General features: G+C 74.1%; 13 protein-coding genes and 1 tRNA gene. 7 read left to right on the forward strand and 7 right to left on the reverse strand.

The genetic code is table 11. The features are described from left to right. Window positions 1-27 precede the first annotated feature (27 nt). The 4 genes from ACH4PY_RS34250 to ACH4PY_RS34265 all read left to right on the forward strand — a co-directional run bounded on the left by ACH4PY_RS34250 (window position 28) and on the right by ACH4PY_RS34265 (window position 4,710). Window positions 28-417: a PPOX class F420-dependent oxidoreductase gene (locus ACH4PY_RS34250; RefSeq protein WP_398192176.1), complete on the forward strand. Its 390-nt coding sequence runs from the start codon at window positions 28-30 to the stop codon at window positions 415-417. Between the two features lie 52 nt (window positions 418-469). Then, entirely contained in the window at window positions 470-1,861 is a 1,392-nt protein-coding gene (gene cysS / locus ACH4PY_RS34255) for a cysteine--tRNA ligase (protein ID WP_398192178.1), read from the forward strand. Window positions 1,862-1,966: 105 nt separating this feature from the next. Beyond that, window positions 1,967-2,923 carry a 23S rRNA (guanosine(2251)-2'-O)-methyltransferase RlmB gene (gene rlmB, locus ACH4PY_RS34260; protein WP_398192180.1) on the forward strand — a complete coding sequence of 319 codons (957 nt, stop codon included), beginning with the start codon at window positions 1,967-1,969 and terminating at the stop codon, window positions 2,921-2,923. A gap of 185 nt (window positions 2,924-3,108) precedes the next feature. Beyond that, entirely contained in the window at window positions 3,109-4,710 is a 1,602-nt protein-coding gene (locus tag ACH4PY_RS34265) for a DoxX family protein (RefSeq protein WP_398192332.1), read from the forward strand. A gap of 79 nt (window positions 4,711-4,789) precedes the next feature. Here ACH4PY_RS34265 and ACH4PY_RS34270 read toward each other — a convergent pair whose 3' ends face one another. The 5 genes from ACH4PY_RS34270 to ACH4PY_RS34290 form a co-directional block, all read right to left on the reverse strand. Continuing rightward, window positions 4,790-5,533, reverse strand: coding sequence for an NDP-sugar synthase (locus ACH4PY_RS34270; RefSeq protein WP_398192182.1), 744 nt, complete (start codon window positions 5,531-5,533; stop codon window positions 4,790-4,792). A gap of 116 nt (window positions 5,534-5,649) precedes the next feature. Then, the gene (locus ACH4PY_RS34275) at window positions 5,650-6,063 is read right to left on the reverse strand and encodes a hypothetical protein (protein WP_398192183.1); all 414 of its coding nucleotides are present in this window, start codon (window positions 6,061-6,063) and stop codon (window positions 5,650-5,652) included. A 235-nt stretch (window positions 6,064-6,298) separates the two neighbouring features. Then, the gene (locus ACH4PY_RS34280; protein ID WP_398192185.1) at window positions 6,299-7,423 is read right to left on the reverse strand and encodes an ABC transporter ATP-binding protein; all 1,125 of its coding nucleotides are present in this window, start codon (window positions 7,421-7,423) and stop codon (window positions 6,299-6,301) included. A 221-nt stretch (window positions 7,424-7,644) separates the two neighbouring features. Further along, window positions 7,645-7,718 (reverse strand) — tRNA-Thr (locus ACH4PY_RS34285). A gap of 83 nt (window positions 7,719-7,801) precedes the next feature. Next, the gene (locus tag ACH4PY_RS34290; RefSeq protein WP_398192187.1) at window positions 7,802-8,992 is read right to left on the reverse strand and encodes a serine hydrolase domain-containing protein; all 1,191 of its coding nucleotides are present in this window, start codon (window positions 8,990-8,992) and stop codon (window positions 7,802-7,804) included. A 376-nt stretch (window positions 8,993-9,368) separates the two neighbouring features. On the opposite strand from ACH4PY_RS34290, the gene lanM reads away from it, so the two are divergent. Together lanM and ACH4PY_RS34300 are read left to right on the forward strand one after the other, a co-directional pair. After that, window positions 9,369-12,719, forward strand: a complete 3,351-nt coding sequence (gene lanM, locus ACH4PY_RS34295) for a type 2 lanthipeptide synthetase LanM (RefSeq protein WP_398192189.1) — start codon at window positions 9,369-9,371, stop codon at window positions 12,717-12,719. Between the two features lie 64 nt (window positions 12,720-12,783). Beyond that, window positions 12,784-12,966, forward strand: coding sequence for a hypothetical protein (locus ACH4PY_RS34300; RefSeq protein WP_398192191.1), 183 nt, complete (start codon window positions 12,784-12,786; stop codon window positions 12,964-12,966). A 150-nt stretch (window positions 12,967-13,116) separates the two neighbouring features. Here ACH4PY_RS34300 and ACH4PY_RS34305 read toward each other — a convergent pair whose 3' ends face one another. Both ACH4PY_RS34305 and ACH4PY_RS34310 read right to left on the reverse strand, forming a co-directional pair. After that, window positions 13,117-14,850 (reverse strand): FG-GAP repeat domain-containing protein, encoded by a 1,734-nt coding sequence (locus ACH4PY_RS34305; RefSeq protein WP_398192193.1) that lies wholly within the window; start codon window positions 14,848-14,850, stop codon window positions 13,117-13,119. 343 nt (window positions 14,851-15,193) lie between these two features. Then, complete coding sequence (locus ACH4PY_RS34310; RefSeq protein WP_398192195.1) at window positions 15,194-16,954, reverse strand: FG-GAP-like repeat-containing protein; 1,761 nt, start codon at window positions 16,952-16,954, stop codon at window positions 15,194-15,196. Window positions 16,955-17,375: 421 nt separating this feature from the next. Here ACH4PY_RS34310 and ACH4PY_RS34315 point away from each other — a divergent pair, with 421 nt between their 5' ends. Then, entirely contained in the window at window positions 17,376-20,285 is a 2,910-nt protein-coding gene (locus ACH4PY_RS34315; protein ID WP_398192196.1) for an AfsR/SARP family transcriptional regulator, read from the forward strand. Window positions 20,286-20,322 lie beyond the last annotated feature (37 nt).

Raw genomic sequence — 20,322 nt, forward strand, 5'->3', positions numbered from 1 at the left:
CGCAGAAAAGAAAGAAGGCAGCCAGCCATGGCCCAGCTCTCGGACACCGCTCGTGCGCTCTTCGACGCGAAGACCTACGCCACCGTCGCCACCGTCGAGCCCGACGGCACCCCGCAGCTGTCGGTGATCTGGGTGGCGCGGGACGGGGACGACGTCCTGTTCTCCACCACGCGCGACCGGCGCAAGGCGCGCAACCTCGAGCGGAACCCGCGGGTCACCGTGCTGGCGACGCCGGAGGGCAACCCGTTCGCGTACGTCGAGATCCGCGGGACCGCGACCGTCACGGAGGACACCGACCGGAGTTTCGTCGACTCCGTCAGCCGCAAGTACACCGGTGCCGACTACAGCAACGACGGCCCCGACGCCGTGCGGGTGATCGTGCGGATCAGCCCGGAGCGGGTCGTCGAGCGGCTGTGACGTCTTTCGCCCGGCGGTCCGCGTAGGCCGCCGGGCCCACTACCCTTGAGGCGTGACTATTCGCCTGTACGACACAAACGCGCGCCAGGTACGTGACTTCGTCCCGCTCACGCCGGGCTGTGTGTCTCTCTACCTGTGTGGCGCCACTGTGCAGGCGGCGCCGCACATCGGCCACGTCAGGTCGGGGCTGAACTTCGACATCCTGCAGCGGTGGTTCCGCTACCGCGGGTACGACGTGACCTTCGTCCGGAACGTCACCGACATCGACGACAAGATCATCCGCAAGTCCGCCGAGCAGGGGCGGCCCTGGTGGGCCATCGGGTACGAGAACGAGCGCGCCTTCACCAACGGCTACGACGCGCTGGGCTGCATGCCGCCCACGTACGAGCCGCGGGCGACCGGGCACGTCCCCGAGATGATCGAGATGATGCGCGGCCTCATCGAGGACGGCCACGCCTACGTCGCCGACGGCAACGTGTACTTCGACGTGCGCTCCTTCCCCGGTTACCTGGAGCTGTCCAACCAGGAGCTGGACAATCTGCGGCAGCCGGGGAGCGAGGGCGAGACCGGCAAGCGCGACCACCGGGACTTCGCGATGTGGAAGGCGGCCAAGCCCGGCGAGCCGTCCTGGGAGACCCCGTGGGGCCGTGGGCGCCCCGGCTGGCACCTGGAGTGCTCGGCCATGGCGCACAAGTACCTCGGCGAGGTCTTCGACATCCACGGCGGCGGTATCGACCTGATCTTCCCGCACCACGAGAACGAGATCGCCCAGGCCAAGGCGTACGGCGACCAGTTCGCGCGCTACTGGGTGCACAACGCGTGGGTCACCATGAGCGGCGAGAAGATGAGCAAGTCGCTCGGCAACTCCGTGCTGGTCTCCGAGATGGTGCAGCGCTGGCGGCCGATCGTGCTGCGCTACTACCTGGGCACCCCGCACTACCGGTCGATGATCGAGTACAGCGAGGAGGCCCTGCGCGAGGCCGAGGCCGCGTTCGCGCGGATCGAGGGTTTCGTGCAGCGGGTGGTGGAGAAGGCCGGGCCGGTCGAGCCGGCCGCCGAGGTGCCGCCGGCCTTCGCCGAGGCGATGGACGACGACCTCGGGGTGCCGCAGGCGCTCGCGGTCGTGCACACCACCGTCCGGCAGGGCAACAGCGCGCTGACCGCCGACGACAAGGAGACGGCGGTCGCGCGCCTGGCCGAGGTCCGTGCGATGCTCGGAGTGCTGGGCCTGGATCCGCTGGACCCGCACTGGACGGGCGCCGACCGCGGGGAGGACCTGCACGGCGTCGTCGACTCGCTGGTCCGGCTGGTGCTGGAGCAGCGGCAGCAGGCGCGGTCCCGCAAGGACTACGCGACGGCCGACGCGATCCGTGACCAGCTGGTGCAGTCCGGTCTGGAGATCGAGGACACCCCGACCGGCTCGCGCTGGACGCTGCGCGGCTGACCGGACGAGACGAGGGGGGTGCGGGCGCCCGGCCCCCGCACCCCTCGCGGCTTTCCGGGCCCGCGCCCCACAGACGTGACGTAGACAGAAGAAGTGAGAGTCCCCATGGCCGGCAACAGCCAGCGCAGGAACCGCCGTACGAGCAGCAAGAAGGGCGCGACGGTCGGCAGCGGCGGGCAGCGCCGCAAGGGCCTGGAGGGCAAGGGTCCGACCCCGCCCGCCGAGATGCGTCCGGGCCACAAGAAGAGCCGGATCGCGGCCGCCCAGGCCCGTAAGACCAGCGGCCGGCAGCAGCGTCCGGGCGGGCGCGGCGGCAGGTCGGCGTCCGAGCTGGTGGTGGGCCGCAACCCGGTCGTGGAGGCGCTGCGCGCGGACATCCCGGCGTCGGCCGTCTACGTCCAGCAGTTCATCGACAACGACGACCGGGTGCGCGAGGCGCTGCGGCTGGCCACCGACCGCGGGGTGCCGCTCATGGAGGCGCCCCGGGCCGAGCTGGACCGGATGACGTCCGGGCTGAACCACCAGGGCATCGCCCTGCAGATTCCGCCGTACGAGTACGCGCACCCCGAGGACCTGCTCGGCGAGGCCGCCGACCGCGGGGAGGACGCGCTGATCGTGGCCCTCGACGGGGTGACCGACCCGCGCAACCTCGGCGCGGTCGTCCGCTCGGTCGCCGCTTTCGGCGGGCACGGTGTCGTGGTGCCCGAGCGGCGGGCCGCCGGGATGACCGCGGGCGCGTGGAAGACCTCGGCCGGTACCGCCGCCCGGGTCGCCGTCGCCCGCGCGACGAACCTGACGCGCGCCCTGGAGGCGTACCAGAAGGCGGGCCTGACCGTCGTCGGTCTCGCGGCGGACGGCGACGTCGAGCTGTACGACCTGGAGGCGCTGGACGGGCCGGTCGTGATCGTCGCGGGCAGCGAGGGCAAGGGCCTGTCGCGGCTGGTCGGCGAGACGTGCGACCTGCTGGTGCGCATCCCGATGCCGGGTGGCGCGGCCGAGTCGCTGAACGCCGGTGTGGCCGCGGGCGTGGTGCTGTACGAGGCGGCCCGCCGCCGCTCGTGACCGCGCCGGGGCAGGCGCGGGAGGGCATCATAGGGGTTCGGCGCGATTGACGCGTCTCGGACATCGAGGGCGGTGTCCGGCAGTGTCCTAAAGGACCGTCACTCGGTTAGATGAGTGTGGACACCAGAACACCCCGCCCCTCCCCGGGGGGAGGGACGCCCGGATTCGACGAGCCCGCCCTGACCATGGCCCGCGTGCCGAGCGACCCCGCCCAGGTCATCGTCACGCACGCGAGTTTCCGGGTGCAGCTGGGAAGGAGCTCCGCGCGCTCGCTGACGCGCAGCCCGCGCGGCCTGACCGCGCAGCGGGGCGCGCAGCCGCACGGTGCCCCGGCCGCGGGCCGCCGCCGGCTCGCACCGGTGGTGTGGTCCGGCCGCACCGAGCCCGGCGACGCGCTGGCCGGTGAGCTGTTCCAGGCGGTGCGCGGCGGGTCGGCGGACGGCGGGGCGGACGGCTCCGCGGGCGCGACCACGCAGACGCTGCCGCGGATCGGCGAGACGACGGTGCTGCCGCCCGCCACACCCACCGTCGTCGGCCCGCGCAGCGGCGGCGCCCCCGTCACGGGCCTGCTCGGCGGTGTGCGCCCGGCCCGCGGCGCCTTCGACGAGGAGCCGCCGCTCGCCGCCTTCGACGCCGACGCGGACTACGGCGAGGACGACGACGAGCTGTACGAGACCGCTCCCCGGCGCGAGCGGCCCCTGCCCAAGGGCGGCGACTTCGTCAAGCACGCCTGGTACCCCGGCCGCCGGATGAACCTCGGCATCGTGCTGCTGCCGCTGCGCATCTTCCTCGGCTTCGTGTCGATCTACGCGGGCATGGGCAAGCTGTGCGACCGCGTCTACTTCGACGGCGGCAAGCGCGGCTCCATGGTCACCTGGCTGACCTCGCTGCACCCGTGGGGCGCCGCCGAGCCGCTGCGCGACGCGGCCCTCAACCACCCGGTGGGCGCGGGCCTGTCCATCGCCTTCCTGCAGGTCGTGGTGGGCGTGCTGACCGTCTTCGGGCTGTGGCAGCGGGTCGCCGCCGTCTTCGGCGCGGCCCTGTCCGTCGCGCTGCTGGTCACCGTGAGCTGGCGCACCGTCCCCGTCTACGACGCCCCCGACTTCATCTACCTGGCCGCGTGGAGCCCGCTGGTGATCGCCGGCGCCCCCGTCTACTCCGTGGACGGCAAGCTCGCCTCCGACGCCTGGCGCCGGCTGGGCCCGCGCGTCGGGCTGTGGGGGCTGCGCCGCTACGTGCTGCGCCGCGGTGTGGTGCTGGGCACGCTCATCGTCGGCTGCTCGCTGCTCGTCGGCTCCGTGCTGGGCGCGGCGGTCAGGGCCAGTACCGGGCCGGGCACCCACCAGTACGGGCCGGCGCGGCCGCCGGTCAACGAACTGCCGGGGGAGCCGCTGCCCGAGGTCTCGGGGGGCGACGACGGGTCCGCGCCGGGCAGTGCGGAGCCCAGCCGGACGGCGAAGGCACGGAAGAAGCCGCAGCCGACGGCCTCGGCGCAGCCGCCGGCCGACGGGTCGCAGGACGGCGCCGCGACGCACACGCCGGGAAGCGGCACGCACACCCCGGGCGGCACGCGGACGTCGGGCGGTGCCTCCGGCGGGTCGAGCGGCGGTTCGTCCGGCGGCTCGGGCGGGACGTCGCAGCCCCCCGCCGCCCCGCCGACCCACGCGGACCCGCCCCCGGCGCCGCCCGCCCCGAAGCCGACGCAGGGCGGTGCGATCGGCGGCCTGCTGGGCGCGGGCCTGCTGGGCGCCCCGGAGGAGCAGCAGTCCCCGACCCCGGCGGTCTGAGGCCACGGAACACCCGAGCCCGCCCGGTCCCCTCGCGAGGGGACCGGGCGGGCTCGGGCACGTGCGGGGCCGGGCGGGTTCAGACGGGCGCGGTGCCCAGCTCGCGGGCGGCCTCGCGGAGGTCCTTGGCGGTGTCGATGGCCCGCCAGTAGGCGCCCTGCGGGATCGGGTAGCCGGCCAGCCGGCGTTCGCGGGCCAGCCGCGGGAAGGTCGTGCGCTCGTGGTCGCCGAGGTCGGGCAGCATCGCGGTGAAGGACGGCGCGAAGACGTACACGCCCGCGTTGATCAGGAAGGGCGAGGGCGGTGCCTCGATGAAGTCCAGCACCTGCCCGAACTCGTTGGTCTCCACCGCGCCCCACGGGATGCGCGGCCGGGCCAGCGCGAGGGTCGCCACCGCGTCCCGCTCCTCGTGGAAGGCGGCCATGCCGCGCAGCGAGAAGCGGGTCCAGATGTCGCCGTTGGTGGCGTACCACGGCTCGTCGGCGCGCGGCAGCGACCGGGCGGCGTACTTCAGCCCGCCGCCGCGGCCCAGCGGTTCGCCCTCGACGACGGTCGTCACCTTCAGCGGCAGCGGCGCGCTCTCCAGCCACTCCTGGAGCACCTCCGCGAGGTGCCCGCACGACACGACGACGTCCGTGACCCCTTCCGCGGCCAGCCAGGCGAGCTGGTGGCCGATGATCGGCGTGCCCGTGCCGGGGATCTCGACCATGGGCTTGGGCCGGTCGTCGGTGTAGGGCCGCAGCCGTGAGCCCTGGCCGCCGGCCAGGATGACGGCCTGGGTGACCGGGACGGTCGTCTCGTGCGCAGTGGTGTCGTGCGTCATGCAGCGCACCCTATGCGAACGGCCACGAGCGCGTACGCCCGGCAACCCCCGCGTGCTGCGGGGCTGTCGGCCGTACGCGCTCGTGCCGGGCGCCCGGACCGCCGGTCCGGCCGGGGTCAGCCCATGGCGGCGACGCCGGTCGCGAAGGCGGTGTCGCACACCGGCCGCGACCACGCCTGCGCGCGCCGCACCGAGCCGTCGTACTTCGCGACGGCGGCGCGGCCCAGCGAGCGGGCGATGGAGACGCAGTACCGGGCGAGGGACGGCTGTTGCGCCATGGCGACCTGGAGGTCGGTCAGGGCGGCTCCCGGGTCCTTCTGCTGGAGTTCGTCCAGCAGCCGGGCGCGCAGCGCCTCCTGCGGCGCCGTGGCGGCCGCCTGGTCCCGTGTGGTGGAGGAGGCGGTCAGCACCTGGGCGTCGGAGGCGCCGGCCCACGAGACGCGGGTGACGGCGAGTGTTCCCGACAGCACGAGGACCACCGGGAGGACGAGCGCGAATGTCTTGCCGAGACGGCGAGCTACCTGGTTCACGGTTCGGATCGTAGCGACTGGTGATGATTCGGCGACATCGAGTCACCCTTGCGGGGGAGTGAAATCGCCGGGCGGTGCGTTCGAGCGGTGCCGAACGGACCCGAACTGCCGCTTGTGCGGCTGTATATCCGGGCCCGCGCGGACCGGGAACGCGAACGGCCGGGCGGTGCGTACGGATACGCACCGCCCGGCCGTCACAGGCGCGGAACTCCCCCTGGGAGGGGGTGTCGTGTGATCAGTCGCTCAGGCGCTCGCCGGAGGAGGTCGCGAAGACGTGGGTCTCGCCGCCGCGCGGCACGACGTGCAGCACGGAGCCCTTCTCCGGGATCTCGCGGCCGCCGACGCGGATGACGACGTCCTTGTCCTCGTCGCCGACCTTCGCCGAGCCGTAGACGTAGCCGTCGGCGCCCAGCTCCTCGACGACGTTGACGGTCACGGCCAGGCCCGCCGGGGCGTCCTTGGACAGCGACTTGGCCTCGCTGTCGCCGCTGACGATGTCGAAGTGCTCGGGACGGACACCGACGGTGACCGTGCGGTCACCCTTGTCCGCCGCCGCCTGCACCGCGTCGCGCTCGACGTTGACCAGCGCGTTGCCGAAGCGCACGCCGCCGTCGACGATCGGGACCTCGATGAGGTTCATCGCCGGGGAGCCGATGAAGCCCGCGACGAAGAGGTTGGCCGGCTTGTCGTACATGTGGCGCGGGGTGTCGACCTGCTGCAGCAGACCGTCCTTGAGGACCGCGACGCGGTCGCCCATCGTCATGGCCTCGGTCTGGTCGTGGGTGACGTAGACCGTGGTGACGCCCAGGCGGCGCTGCAGGCTGGCGATCTGGGTACGGGTCTGGACACGGAGCTTGGCGTCGAGGTTCGACAGCGGCTCGTCCATGAGGAAGACCTGCGGCTCACGCACGATGGCGCGGCCCATCGCGACACGCTGGCGCTGACCACCGGAGAGCGCCTTCGGCTTGCGCGCCAGGTAGTCGGTGAGGTCCAGGATCTTGGCGGCTTCCTCGACCCGCTTGCGGATCTCGGCCTTGTTGACGCCGGCGATCTTGAGCGCGAAGCCCATGTTGTCGGCGACCGTCATGTGCGGGTACAGCGCGTAGTTCTGGAACACCATCGCGATGTCGCGGTCCTTGGGCGGCAGGTGCGTGACATCCCGCTCGCCGATCCGGATCGCGCCGGCGTTCACGTCCTCCAGCCCCGCGAGCATGCGGAGCGAGGTCGACTTGCCGCAGCCGGACGGACCGACGAGAACCAGGAACTCGCCGTCCCCGACCTCGATGTCCAGACCGTCGACGGCGGGCTTGTCGCCACCCGGGTAGATCCGGGTCGCCTTGTCGAACGTCACAGTAGCCATGGTGGTTCGCAATCCCTTCACCGGCAGGAACGTGCCGGACGATCCGAGTAAAGGAAGCAGGTCTTTCGGTGCCGCTTCAGTGGTCGAGCCCGTGGATACGCGGACTCCCCGGTGACGCTACCTGCACGTTCCACCTTTTGTCACCAGGCCCCGGGCGCCTTTTTCGTCACCCCGGACAAGCAGAAGGAGGCCCCGCCCGGACGGGCGGAACCTCCAGCACGAGCCCCCGGTCGGATTCGAACCGACGACCCCCTGTTTACAAGACAGGTGCTCTGGCCGACTGAGCTACAAGGGCGGGCGGGCCTGACGGCGCACACCCGTACTCTAGCGCCTCGGCACCGGGGCGGCCCGGGGATTCCCGGCCCGGCGCCCGTGCGGTCAGGCGTGGCGGTCCGCGCACAGGGCCGTCTCGACGGCGGCCCGCATGTCGTCGTCCTGCGCGTCCGTGCCGCCGGGGTCGACGTTCACCATGACGGTGGCCTGCCGGCCGTCGGCGGTGGCACCGCCCAGGGTCTCGTAGCCGAAGATGTCGCCGCCGTGGCCCCAGTACGTGCCGCCGCAGGGCAGCGTCCGGCGCTCCAGGCCGAGGCCGTACTCCCGGCCGGTGTCCCCGGTGGCGCGCACCGCCGTCATCTCCGCGAGCTGCGCCGGGCGCAGCAGGCGGCCGCCCAGCAGCGCGGCGAGGAAGCGGTCGAGGTCGTCCGCGCTGGAGATCATCGCGCCGGAGGCGCCCGCGACCGACGGGTTGACCGCGGTGGCGTCCAGCAGCGGCGCGTCCGGGCCGGGCCGGACGTAGCCGCGCGGGTGCGGGCCGGGGATCGCCGGGTCGTCGTCCGGGACGGAGGTCGCGGTCAGGCCGAGCGGGGTGATGACGCGGCGGCGGATCTCCTCGCCGTAGGAGTGGCCGGTCACCTTCTCGACGATCATCCCGGCCAGCAGGTAGTTGGTGTTGGAGTAGTCCCAGCCGTCGCCGGGGACCGGGAAGACCGGCGGGTGGGCGAGGGCGAGGTCCACCAGGTCGCGGGTGTCGTGGTGGGCGAGCGGGTCGCGCAGGACGGCCCGCGGGTCGAGGAAGTCGAGGTAGTCGGGCAGCCCGCTGGTGTGCTGGAGCAGCTGCCGTACGGTGATCGTCCGGCCGTCGCCCGCCGGGCCGCGGACGACGCCGGGCAGGTAGCGCTCGACCGGGGCGTCCAGCACCACGCGGTGCTCGCCCACGAGCTGCAGCACGACCGTCGCCACGAACGGCTTGGTCATGCTGCCGATCCGGAAGCTGCTGTCGCCGCGCATCGGCGCCCGGGTCAGCACGTCCGCGACCCCGCTGGTGAGCACCGAGCGGCCGCGCCGGTCCCGCACCTCGACGAGGGCGCCGGGGCCGCCGTCGGCGGTGGTCAGCCGGTCGAGGATCGTCCGCAGCCCGGCGTTCCCGGCGTTCCCGGTGTGCGCGGTGTGCGCGGTGGCGGGCCTGTGCGGTGCGGCGGTGGCGGCGCCCGCGGGGAGCGTGCCCGCCGCGATGCCCGCCGCCACCGCCAGCGTGACGACCCCGGCCCGTACGCGCTTGTGCCTGTTCACGTTCTCTCCCGTGTCCGTGTCCGTCCTGGGCCCGGTCGCCGCGGTGTGCGGCCACCGGTCGCGGCGGGTCCGGACGCCCTCCCGCCGCGCAGCTCACGATGCCCGGCCGGGGCGGGTCGGGGCGCTGGGGCGGCCAACCGGAAAAAGGGTGGGGGCAGCCCCCCGCCGGGACGGGGGCACGCGGGAGGGATGGTGACCCCAACTCCCTTTGTGGCATGAGCGGTTGTGGGGCATGGCACTGGTGCGTAAGCTGAGATGAATACGGCTCACCTTTTGTCATGTGCTGCCCTGATTGTCGTGTACTCCTCCTCGCAGGGCGGCGAGGTCACCGCCCGGCGCACGGTCGCGCCGGGCGGCCGGGCGGACGGGGCTTGTCTTGGCACGGGCAGTGGGCACGGACGGGCACGAGGACGAGGGCGGTGCCTGGTGGGCGCGGGCCCTGTCGGTCGCGGAGCGGCCGCCGCTGCCGCGGGACGCGGGCGCGGCCGTCGACGAGGTCCGGCTCAAGGCGTGGCGGGACGCGTATCCCGGGCTGGTGGACGACACCCTGGCGCTGGCCGCCGAAGGCCTCGGCGTCAGCGCCGAGGACGTCGGGCGGCTGCTCGCGGAGGAGCCCGAGGCGCTCGCCCGGCGGGTGCGCAAGCCCGGGTGGGCGCACACCGCGGAGGCAGTCGTGGCGGGGCTGCCCGAGGTGTGGCCGGTGGCCGGGCCCGCCGCCGAGGGGGCGGACCCGGTGGCCGGGCCCGCCGCCGAGGGGGCGGAGGCGCGGTGGCAGGACGAACTCGCCGCCGTCGTACGGCCGTTCGCGGACCACGCGGTCGCCGGGGCCGAGCGGTCCTTACGGGAAGGCCTCTTACGAGAAGGGCCTTCGCCGGACGCCGGGTCCGCGGCCCCGTCCGGCGGCAGGCGGGCGCGCCCCGCGGCGGGGGCCCTGCTCGACCCCGGGCCGGTGCTGGGCGCCCTGCGCGCGCACGTCACCTCGCACCTCGTCACCGTGGCCGTCCGCGCCCTGGTCCTCGAACTGCACCGGATGCGCGCGGCCGGGCGCCTCGCCGGGGACGATCCGCGCGGCCGCTTCCGGTCCTTCGCCGAGCAGATGTGCACCCGCCCCGCCCTGACCCGCTTCCTGGCCGAATACCCCGTCCTCACCCGCATCCTGGCCACCGTGAGCGGGCAGGCCGCCGACGCCTTCGGGGAGTTCGTACGACGGCTGGCCGCGGACCGCGACCTGCTGGTGTGCGGGCTGTTCGGCGGCGAGGACCAAGGGCCGCTGACCGAGGTGGAGTTCGCCGCGGGCGACCTGCACGACGGGGGCCGGGGCGTCCTCCTGCTGCGGTTCGCCTCCGGCCGCCGGCTGGTCTACAAGCCGCGGCCGATGGCCGTGCACGCGCACGTCAACGACGTCCTGGCGTGGTTCGGGGAGCGGCTGCCCGCGGCGGCGCCGCGGCTGCTCGGGGTGCTCGACCGCGGGGAGTACGGCTGGGTGGAGCACGTCGCGCCCGCGCCCTGCGCCGACGAGGCGGGCGCGCGGCGCTTCTTCTTCCGGCTGGGCGCCCAACTCGCCGTGCTCTACGCCCTGTCGGGCGCCGACTTCCACTACGAGAACGTGATCGCCGCCGGCGACCAGCCCGTCCTGCTCGACATGGAGTCCGTGCTGCACGTCGGCCTGCCGATGCTGACCGGCAGCCCGTTCGCGGACGAGGACCCGGCCGCCGTGCTGCTCCAGCACTCCGTCGGCCGTGTCGGACTGCTCCCCGCGGTGCTCTCCGGCCGCGGACCCGGCGCGGTCGACGTCGGCGGGCTCGGCGGTGACGCGGGTGTGCTGCTGCCCTTCCCCGCCGTCGACTGGGCCGACCCCGGCACCGACCGGATGCACCTGGTCAGGGCGCGGCGCACCGCGCAGGGCAGCCGGAACAAGGTCGTCCTGCACGGCCGCCCCGCGGAGCCGGAGCGCTACACCGACCGGATACGGGACGGATTCCGCGCCGGCTACCGCGCCCTGCTGCGGCACCGCGCCGAACTCACCGCCCCCGACGGCCCGCTGGCCCGCTTCAGCGGCGACGGCCTGCGCGTCATCACCCGCGCCACCCGGATCTACGGCCGCCTGCTCGACGAGACCACCCATCCCGACGTGCTGCGGGACGCCGCCGAGCGGGACCGCGTGCTCAGCCTGCTGTGGGCGCTCGCCGCCGGGGACGCGCCCCGACTGGCCCTCGCCGTCCACGAGTTGCGCGACATCTGGGCCGCGAACGTCCCCCTCTTCCGGACCCGCGCATCCTCCCGGGACGTCACCGCTGCGGGCGGCGCGGTGCTCCCCGGGCTGCTCGCCGCCTCCGGCCTGGAACGGGCGCGGGCGATCGTCGCCGGGATGGACGGGGAGGACCTCGCGCGGCAGGACTGGGTCATCCGCGCCTCGATGGCCACCCGCGCCGGGACCCACACCGCCGTGCGGCCGCTGGACACGGGGCCGGGCCGCCCGGCCGGACCCGGCGCCACGCCCGCCGACCTCGCCCTGGACCGGGCGTGCGCGGTGGCGGCCGCGCTGGAGCGGTCGGCGGTCCACGCGGACGGCCGTATCGGCTGGTTCGGGCTCGACCTGGTGGCGGGCGACCAGTGGCAGGTGGCCCCGCTCGGCGGCGACCTCTTCAACGGCTACGCGGGCGTCGGCCTGTTCTTCGCCCAGCTCGCCCGCGTCCTCGGCAACGGGCACGACGCCGAACTCGCCACCCGCGTCCTCGCCCCGCTCGCCGCCCACGCGCAGACGGTGCTCGACCGGGGCGGGCAGCGGGTCCGGCTCGGCGCGTTCGGCGGCGAGTGCGGTCTGGCGTACGCGCTCGCCTCCGCGTCCGGGCTGCTCGCCGAACCCGGCCTCGCGGCGCCCGTGCCCGGACTGCTCCGGCTCGCCGCCGACGCCGTCGGCACCGACACCGCGTACGACGTGATGAACGGCGCGGCAGGCTGCCTCGCCGTCGCCGAGGCACTGGTACCGCGCTTCGGGGCGCCCGCCGCCGAGCTCGCCGACCGCAGCGCCGCGTTCCTGGTCCGCACGGCGCTCCCGGCGGGCGCGGGTGTCGCCTGGGGCTCCGACTTCGCCTGCTCGCAGCCCATGCTCGGCTTCTCCCACGGCGCCGCCGGAATCGCCTGGGCCCTGCTCCGGCACGCCCACCGCACCGGAGACGGCGCCGCCCGCGCCACCGCGTACGCCGCCTTCGCGTACGAACGCGGCGCGTACCGCCCCGACCTGGGCAACTGGCCCGACTTCCGCAGCGGCGACAGCCGCCCCTGGGGCCTGCGGCCCGGCCCCGACGGGGTGAGCCACATGCACGCCTGGTGCCACGGCGCCCCCGGTATCGGCCTGGCCCGGGCGGCGCTCCCGGCCGCCGCCCGCACCCCCGAGACCGACGCCGACCTGCGGCTGGCCGTCGCCTCCACCACCCGGTTCGGCCTCTACGGCAACCACAGCCTGTGCCACGGCGACCTGGGCAACCTCGAACTCCTCACCGCCGCGGCGCGGCTGGCCGTCCCCGGCGCCGCCGCCGAGCGCGAGCGGCGCGTGCACGCCCTGCTGGACCAGCTCGACCGCCACGGCCCGCTCTGCGGCACCCCCGGGGCTCTCGCCTCCCCGGGCCTCATGACCGGGCTCGCCGGCATCGGCCACGGCCTGCTGCGCCTGGCCCGCCCGGAAGACGTCGCACCCGTCCTGCTCCTCGAAGCGTTCGACGCCTGAGGAGGCGGGCCCGGTGCGGCCCGCACAGCTGCAACCGACCATCACCCCGGAAAGGGATCCCGCCATGACGACCGCGACCCTCGAACTCGCCCCCGCCCCGCTCGCCCTCCCGGCCGACGCCGACAACCCCCTCGGCACCCTCGACCTCGCCGACGTGATCGAGACCGCCGAGCTGCCCCCGGCTTCCGCCTTCGGCAGCCCCATCTCCTGTGCGACCTGCACCTTCTCCGTCACCATCTGCTGCTGACCACTCCCACCCGGGGGTGCCCGCGCGGGCAGGACGGGGGCACACGGGACCACCGCACCCTGCACGCGGCGCCGCCCACCGGCTGACCGGACGCGCGAGGGCGCCCGCACCCCCGGGTGGGGTGCGGGCGCCCTTGGTGAGCGGGGTGGATCAGAAGAGCTTCTTGTACGTGTTCCAGCCCGTGCCGATCTTCACGCGGGCCTTGTAGCCGCCGGTGCCGTTGGCGCTGTAGAACCAGGCGGTGCCGGAGGCGTCGACGCCGAAGAGGTCGGCGCGGCCGTCGCCGTCCATGTCACCGGGGGAGACGAGCTTGTTGTACGTGTTCCAGCCGGTGCCGATCTTCACGCGGGCGTTGAAGGGGGCCGACACGTTGCCGGTGCCCTTGTACAGCCACAGCGTGCCCGAGGTGTCGCGGGCGACGATGTCCGCGCGGCCGTCGCTGTTCACGTCACCCGCGCCGACGATGGCGTTGTAGGTGTTCCAGCCGCTGCCGTCCGCCACGCGGGCGGAGAAGTGCAGGGCGTCGCCCGCACCGCGGTAGATGTACAGCTTGCCGGAGGTGTCGCGGACCAGCAGGTCGCCCTTGCCGTCGCCGCTCAGGTCACCGGGGCCGATGATCAGGTTGTAGCTGCCCCAGCCGGTGGAGATGTCCGTGCCGAGGTCGTCGTTGTACAGCAGGCTGCCGTACCGCTCCAGCAGGTCCGGCAGACCGTCGTTGGTCAGCGAGTTCGAGAAGGTCAGGTTGAACTGGCCGGAGAAGCCGCCGTCGGCGCTGTACGGGTAGCGCTTGGTGAGGTGGCCGGCGTTGTCCGTGCCGTACCACCACAGCGTGCCGTCCGCCGTCTCGCCGAGCAGGTCCTTCTTGCCCCAGGCGGGGATGCTTCCGGCGCCGGCGAGCAGGTCGACGTTCCACTGGTCGGTGTTGAACTCGCGCGCCTCGAAACCGCCCTTGCCGTTCGACAGGTACGAGTAGATCGAGCCGTCCGTCGTCCTGGCGAACAGCGCGCCCGATCCGGTCGGACCGTTGCCGAGACCGATGAGCTGGTTGTAGCCGTTCCAGCCCTTGCCGATGGACGTCCTGGCGACGTACGGCGCGGTGGCCTTGCCGGTGCCCTGGTAGAACCAGAGCGTGCCGTCCGAGGTGCGCGCGACCAGGTCGCTGATGCCGTCGGCGTTCAGGTCGCCGGGGCTGGCCAGCTGGTCGTAGGCGCCCCAGCCGGAGCCGAGGGAGATGCGGGCCGCGAACGGCTCGCCGCTCGCCTTGCCCGTGCCCGGGTAGAGCCAGAGCTTGCCGCTGTAGTCGCGGGCGATGATGTCGGGCTTGCCGTCACCGGTGATGTCGTCGGTCGCGACGAGCTTGTTGTAGACGCCCCAGCCCGAACCCGTCCACGACGGGCTGTTCGGGAAGTTGCCCGGCGTGAACAGCTCCAGCTTGCCGCCGGAGGTGGTGGCCAGGACGGAGGGCCCGCCCGCGCCGGTCAGGTCACCGGGCGTCACGACGTCGACGAACTGCTCGGACGCAGCGCCGATCTCCTCGGACTCGGTGGCCAGGGAGTTGTAGAAGCTGTAGTCGTTGCCGCGGACGAGCTGGTCCCCGATGCCGTCGCCGTCGATGTCGTAGCGCTGCGGCGCGGGCGTGACGCCGGTGGCGTCGGCCGTCCCGGACTTCGCGAGCTTCTTGCTCGCCTTGCCCGCCGCCTTCCAGGGCGACGTGACGTGCGGCGCCCCGGCCGGAGCCTTGGGGCGGTTGACGCTGTGGGCGCCCGGCTCTGCGGCCTGGGCGCTCGTCCCCAGCGCGAACGCGCCGAGGGAGAGAATGCCGGCGGTGCACACCGCGACGAGGCGGCGGCGGCTCGTGGCTCTGGCCGGCTGTGATTCTGACACTAATCCCCCCATGGGATCTCAAACGATGAATCCCCGAACCGCGCGTATTCGAAGACGCGTTCAGTTCTGGTGAGCGGAGTGTACTCCCGGCCTGCGACAGCGGCCTCCGGGTATCCCCGTGGGCGGTGCGCCGACCCGAAGGGCTGCCCGAAAGGGAGGCCGGGCGCGTCTTTGCGGGCGAACGTGTGGCGGCTGCACGGAAGCGCCCGCTTCGGTTTCCGCCGCGGGGCCGGGGAATGCGTGGTTCCTATTCCCCTTGTCCGGGCGCCCACCGGCCGACCGGCAGCGCGAGGGCGCCCGCATCCCCGGGTGGGGTGCGGGCGCCCTTGGTGAGCGGGGTGGATCAGAAGAGCTTCTTGTACGTGCCCCAGCCGCTGCCGACCGTCACGCGGGCCTTGAAGCCGCCCTTGCCGTCGGCGCTGTAGCGGTAGGCGTAACCCGCTCCGTCGACCGCGAGGAGGTCGGCGCGGCCGTCGCCGTCCATGTCGCCGGGGGAGGCGAGCTGCTTGAAGCCGCCCCAGCCGGTGCTGACCTTGACGCGGGCGGCGAAGGGGGCGGTCGCGTTGCCGGTGCCCTTGTAGAGCCACAGCGTGCCGTCCGCGGTGCGGCCGACGATGTCCGCGCGGCCGTCGCCGGTGAAGTCGCCCGCGCCGACGAGGGTGTTGTACGTGCCCCAGCCGCTGCCGACCAGGACGCGGGCGCCCAGGTGGGTGTTGCTGCCGTTGCCGCGGAAGAGGTAGAGCTTGCCGTCCGACGCGCGGGCGAGGATGTCGCTGTTGCCGTCGCCGCTCAGGTCGCCGGGGCCGATGATCAGGTTGTAGCCGCTCCAGCCGGTGGAGATCGGGCCGCCGTCGAGCATGTTGTTGTAGAGCGTGTTGCCGTAGCGCTCCAGCAGGTCCGGCGCGCCGTCCCGGTTCAGCGCGTTGGAGAGCGTCAGGTCGAACTGCCCGGCGTAGCTGCCGGGGTCCACGGCCCGGACGCGCTCGGTGAAGCCCCCGGTGTTGCTCGCGGCGTACTCGAAGAGCGTGCCGTCCGGGGTCTCGCCGAGCAGCTTCTTCTTGCCCCAGTAGGGGACGCTGCCGGTGCCGGCGAACTCGTCCACCGTCCAGCCGGTGCCGTACTGCGTGCGCTGCGCGAAGGCGCCCTTGCCGTCCGGGTAGTACGCCCACAGGGTGCCGCTGAGGTCGCGGCCGAGCAGCAGCGCCTGGCCGGTCTCGTCGGTGCCGACACCGATGAGCTGGTTGTAGGTGTTCCAGCCCTTGCCGACGAGCGTGCGCCCGGCGTAGGGCGCCGAGGAGACGCCGGTGCCCTTGTAGAGGAAGAGCGACCCGTCGGTCGTGCGCCCGACGAGGTCGCTGACGCCGTCGCCGTCCACGTCGCCGGGGCTGGTGAGCTGGTCGTAGATGCCCCAGCCGGAGCCGATGGGGACACGGGCCGCGAACGGCTCACCGCTCGCCTTGCCGGTGCCCGGGTAGAGCCAGAGCTTGCCGTCGTGGTCACGGGCGACGACGTCGGCCCTGCCGTCGCCGGTGATGTCGTCGGTCGTGACGACCTTGTTGTACGTCCCCCACCCGTTGCCGGACCAGGACGGGCTGGTCGGGAAGTTCCCCGGCGTGAACAGCTCCAGCTGCCCGGTGACCGTCGTCGCGAGGACGTCCGGCCCGCCCGAGCCCGTCAGGTCGCCCGGCGTGAGCAGGTCGAGGAACATCTCGGGCGCGGGGCTCAGCTCGGTGAAGTCCGTCTGGACGTTGTAGAGATCGCCCGCCCCGTTGCGGAAGAGCAGGCCGGAGATGCCGGAGCCGTCCACGTCGTACCGCATCGGCGGCGCGGTCACGCCCGGGACGGGCGCCGTCTCGGTCGGCGTCGGGGCCGCGGTGCGCGCGGACTTCCGGCCCGGCGCGGAGGCGCCCGGCTGCGCCGGGTGGCGCAGGAGCTTCGGCTGCGGCTGCGCGGGGGCGGCCGGCAGGCTGAGCCGCTGTGCGCCCGGCGCGGCGGCCTGGGCGCTCGTCCCCAGCGCGAAAGCGCCGAGGGAAAGAAGACCGGCGGTGCACACCGCGACGAGGCGGCGGCGGCTTTTCAGCCGTGCCGATTGTGTTTCGGACACGAAGAAATCCCCCCTGGGATGTCGAACGACGAATCCCCGAACCGGTACGGAATCGTCCACACGTCCGGTTCCGGTGAGCGGAGTGTATGCCGGGAGACGACCTCTGGCCTGCGCGTTTCCGTTCCCGGTACGGCGTCGAAAGCCGCGACCTGCCCGAATTCCCCGTACCGTCCCGACTGTTCATCCGCCGTTCGCGCACCGGCTGCACGGAAGCTCGCCGTCCGCCGCCGGGAAAACCTGCCGGACGCGGGCGCCCTTCCCCGCACACCGGATGTCCCGCGTAGGGGAATTCGCGGTTCCGCCCGCCGTCCCGGGCCGGGAGCGGCCCGCACCTGAGCCGTGCCCCGCGTCCGGCGGTGCGGCTCGCACCCCGGGCGGCCGGTGGCGGTGTGCCTAGAATGTCCGCAGGTAAGGGGGCACGATGCCGACGTTCGGGCTGCTGGGGCCGCTGCTGGTGCACGACGGGACGCAGGAGCGGACGGTCGGCGGCCACAAGGTCCGGGTCCTGCTCGCCGCGCTGCTGCTGGCGGCCAACCGGACGGTGTCGAAGGACGCCCTCAAGGAGGCGCTGTGGGGCGCCCGGCCGCCGGCCACCGCCGACGCCTCCCTCTTCAACCATCTGACGCGGCTGCGGCGGCAGTTGGCCTTCCTCGGGGACGAGCCGCAGCGCGTCACCGCGGTGCCGCACGGCTACCGGCTGCACGTCGCCGAGGACGAGTTCGACGTCGAGGTCTTCCAGCGGCACGCCGACGCCGCGCGTGCCGCGCACCTGCGGCAGGACTGGGCCGCGGCGGCCGGGAGCAGCGCGGCCGCGCTCGCCCTGTGGCGCGGCGCCCCGCTCGCCGACCTGCCCGAATTCGCCGACGCCGAACCGCAGTTGCCGGTCGTACGGCAACTGGCGGAGGCCCGGTTGCAAGCGCTGGAGTGGGGCTTCGACGCGGGGCTGGGACTGGGCCGCCGCGCCGAACTGATCGGCCCGCTCACGGCGCTTGCCGCCGAGCACCCGCTGCACGAGGCCTTCCACCGGCAGTTGATGCTCGCGCTGCACGGCGCGCACCGGCAGGCCGAGGCGCTGGAGGTGTACGCGCGGCTGCGGGCCACGCTCGCCGAGGAGCTGGGCGTCGACCCGTCCGCGGCGGTCCGGGCGGCCTACCAGGAGGTGCTGGCCGCGGACGCCCCCGCGGACGTCCCCGCGCCGCGGCCCGGGCCCGTACCCCTCGCCCGGCGGGAGGCCGCCGGGGCGACCGCGGAGCCGTCCGCCCCCGCCTTCCGGCCGCTGCACCAACTGCCCGCCGACGTAGGCCTGTTCACCGGGCGGGACGCCGAGGTCGCCCGCCTCACCGCGCTGCTGCGCCCGGGTGGCGGCGACGGCGGGGACGCGCCCGGCCGGGCACCGCGCCCGGTGGTCGTCTCCGGGATGGGCGGCGTCGGCAAGACCGCGCTCACCGTCCACGTCGCCCACCTGCTGCACGCCGACTACCCCGACGGGCAGCTCTACGCCGATCTGCGCGGCTTCGGCCCCGGCGGCCGGCGCAGCCCGCGCGACCTGCTCGTGCGCTTCCTGTCCGACCTGGGGGTGCGCGAGGAGTCGCTGCCCGGCGACATCGACGACTGCGCCGCGCTCTTCCGTACCGTCCTCGCCCACCGCCGGATGCTGCTGGTGCTGGACAACGCGCGGGACGCCGCGCAGGTCCTGCCGCTGCTGCCGGGCAGCGGCGGCTGCGCGGTCGTCGTCACCAGCCGGCACACCCTCACCGACCTGCCCGCCGCCGTGCTGCTGCCGCTCGCACCGCTCACGTCCGCCGACCAGGAGGTGCTGCTGGCCGCGCTGTGCGGGACCGAGCGGGTCCTGGAGGACCCGCAGGCGGCCGCCGACATCCTGGCGATGTGCGGCGGGCTGCCGCTCGCACTGAGCGTCGTCGGCGGGCGGCTCGCCTCCCGCCCCGGCTGGCCGCTGTCGCTGCTGGCCCGCCGGCTGTCGTCCGGCAGCGGCCGGCTGCCCGAACTGACCGTCGGCAGCCTGGACGTCGAGGCCACGATCGGCATGAGCTACGTCGCGATGCGCGACAGCGATCTGCCGCACGAGCGGTCGGTCGCCCGCGCATTCCGCTTGCTGGGCGTCTGGCCCGAGTACGAGGTGACCCCGCACTCGGCCGCCGCCCTGTTCGGACTGCCCGTCCGTGACACCGCCCGGCTGCTGGACCGGCTCACCGACGTCCACCTCGTGCAGAGCCCGGCGCCCGAGCGCTACGGCATGCACGACCTGCTCGGCGAGTACGCGGCCGAGCGGGTGCGCGCCGAGGAGCCCGCCGGGCCGCGCGAGCAGGCCGAACTGCGGCTGCTGTCCTGGTACGTGGCGGCGGTGGAGAGCGCCTCGGCCATCACCGTCGGCGAGACGCAGCCGCCCCCGCCCCTGGCCGGACCCGCCGCCGCACCCGCCCCGCCCTTCGCCGACGCGCACGAGGCACTCGCCTGGTACGTCCGCGAAATCCCCGCGATCCAGCACGCGATCACCCGGGCCGGCGCCCTCGGCCGCTCCGACATCGCCTGGCGGCTGGCGGTCGGCCTCTTCGGCTACGGCGACACCTACTGGTGGACGGGCATCTGGGACGCGGCGCTGCGCAGCGCGCTGGACATCGCCGACGCCCAGGACGACACCGTCGGCCAGGCCTGGCTCTACCGGCGGATCGCCGTCGCGCACGGCATGGCGTACCGCAACGACGAGTGCCTGGAGAACCTCGGCATCGCCCTGCGGCTCTTCGAGCAGGCGGGGGACATCGTCGCGCAGGCGTCGATCCTCGGCAACATCTCCGCGCTGCACGTCCAGGCCGGACGGGCGGGCCCCGGGCTCGCGTACGCCCTGCGCTCCCAGGAGCTCTACCGCGAAGTGGACCTGCCCGGCAGCGAATCCCTCGTCCTGGGGCGGATCGCCGACGCCCTCATGCTCGCGGGCGACTACGCCGGGGCCGCCGAACAGCAGCGCCGACGGCTGCCGTTGCTGCGCGAACTGGGCAGACCGACCGCGCTCGCCACCTTGCTGACCAACTACGCCGCCGCGCTCCAGCACCTCGGCGAGCGGTCCGAGGCGTTCGCCGCGCTCGACGAAGCCCTCGCCATCCGGAGGCAGTTGAGCGACTACGGCGGCGAGGCGGACTGCCTGGCCGTGACCGCCCGCGCCCACCACCACTTCGGCGAGTACGAGGCGGCCCGCGAGTGCTGGCACGCCTGCCTCGACCTGGCCCGCTTCCACCTGCTGCCGCAGCGCGAGCAGGAGTGCGAGGAGGGCCTGGCCGCGCTGGCTGACGCCTGCGCGGCGGGCGACCTCCGGTGAAGGCCGCCCGCCGCACCTGCACACCACCCCGCGAGGC

Origin of the sequence: Streptomyces sp. NPDC021224, from assembly GCF_044332905.1 — a bacterium.
In the GTDB taxonomy this organism is placed as follows: Bacteria; Actinomycetota; Actinomycetes; order Streptomycetales; family Streptomycetaceae; genus Actinacidiphila.

Bases quoted from the DNA above. Each gene is read 5' to 3' on its own strand.
- ACH4PY_RS34265 (WP_398192332.1), top strand. From the start codon at position 3,109: ATGGCCCGCGTGCCGAGCGACCCCGCCCAGGTCATCGTCACGCACGCG.
- ACH4PY_RS34280 (WP_398192185.1), bottom strand. From the start codon at position 7,423: ATGGCTACTGTGACGTTCGACAAGGCGACCCGGATCTACCCGGGTGGC.
- ACH4PY_RS34270 (WP_398192182.1), bottom strand. From the start codon at position 5,533: ATGACGCACGACACCACTGCGCACGAGACGACCGTCCCGGTCACCCAG.
- rlmB (WP_398192180.1), top strand. From the start codon at position 1,967: ATGGCCGGCAACAGCCAGCGCAGGAACCGCCGTACGAGCAGCAAGAAG.
- ACH4PY_RS34250 (WP_398192176.1), top strand. From the start codon at position 28: ATGGCCCAGCTCTCGGACACCGCTCGTGCGCTCTTCGACGCGAAGACC.
- ACH4PY_RS34300 (WP_398192191.1), top strand. From the start codon at position 12,784: ATGACGACCGCGACCCTCGAACTCGCCCCCGCCCCGCTCGCCCTCCCG.
- ACH4PY_RS34315 (WP_398192196.1), top strand. From the start codon at position 17,376: ATGCCGACGTTCGGGCTGCTGGGGCCGCTGCTGGTGCACGACGGGACG.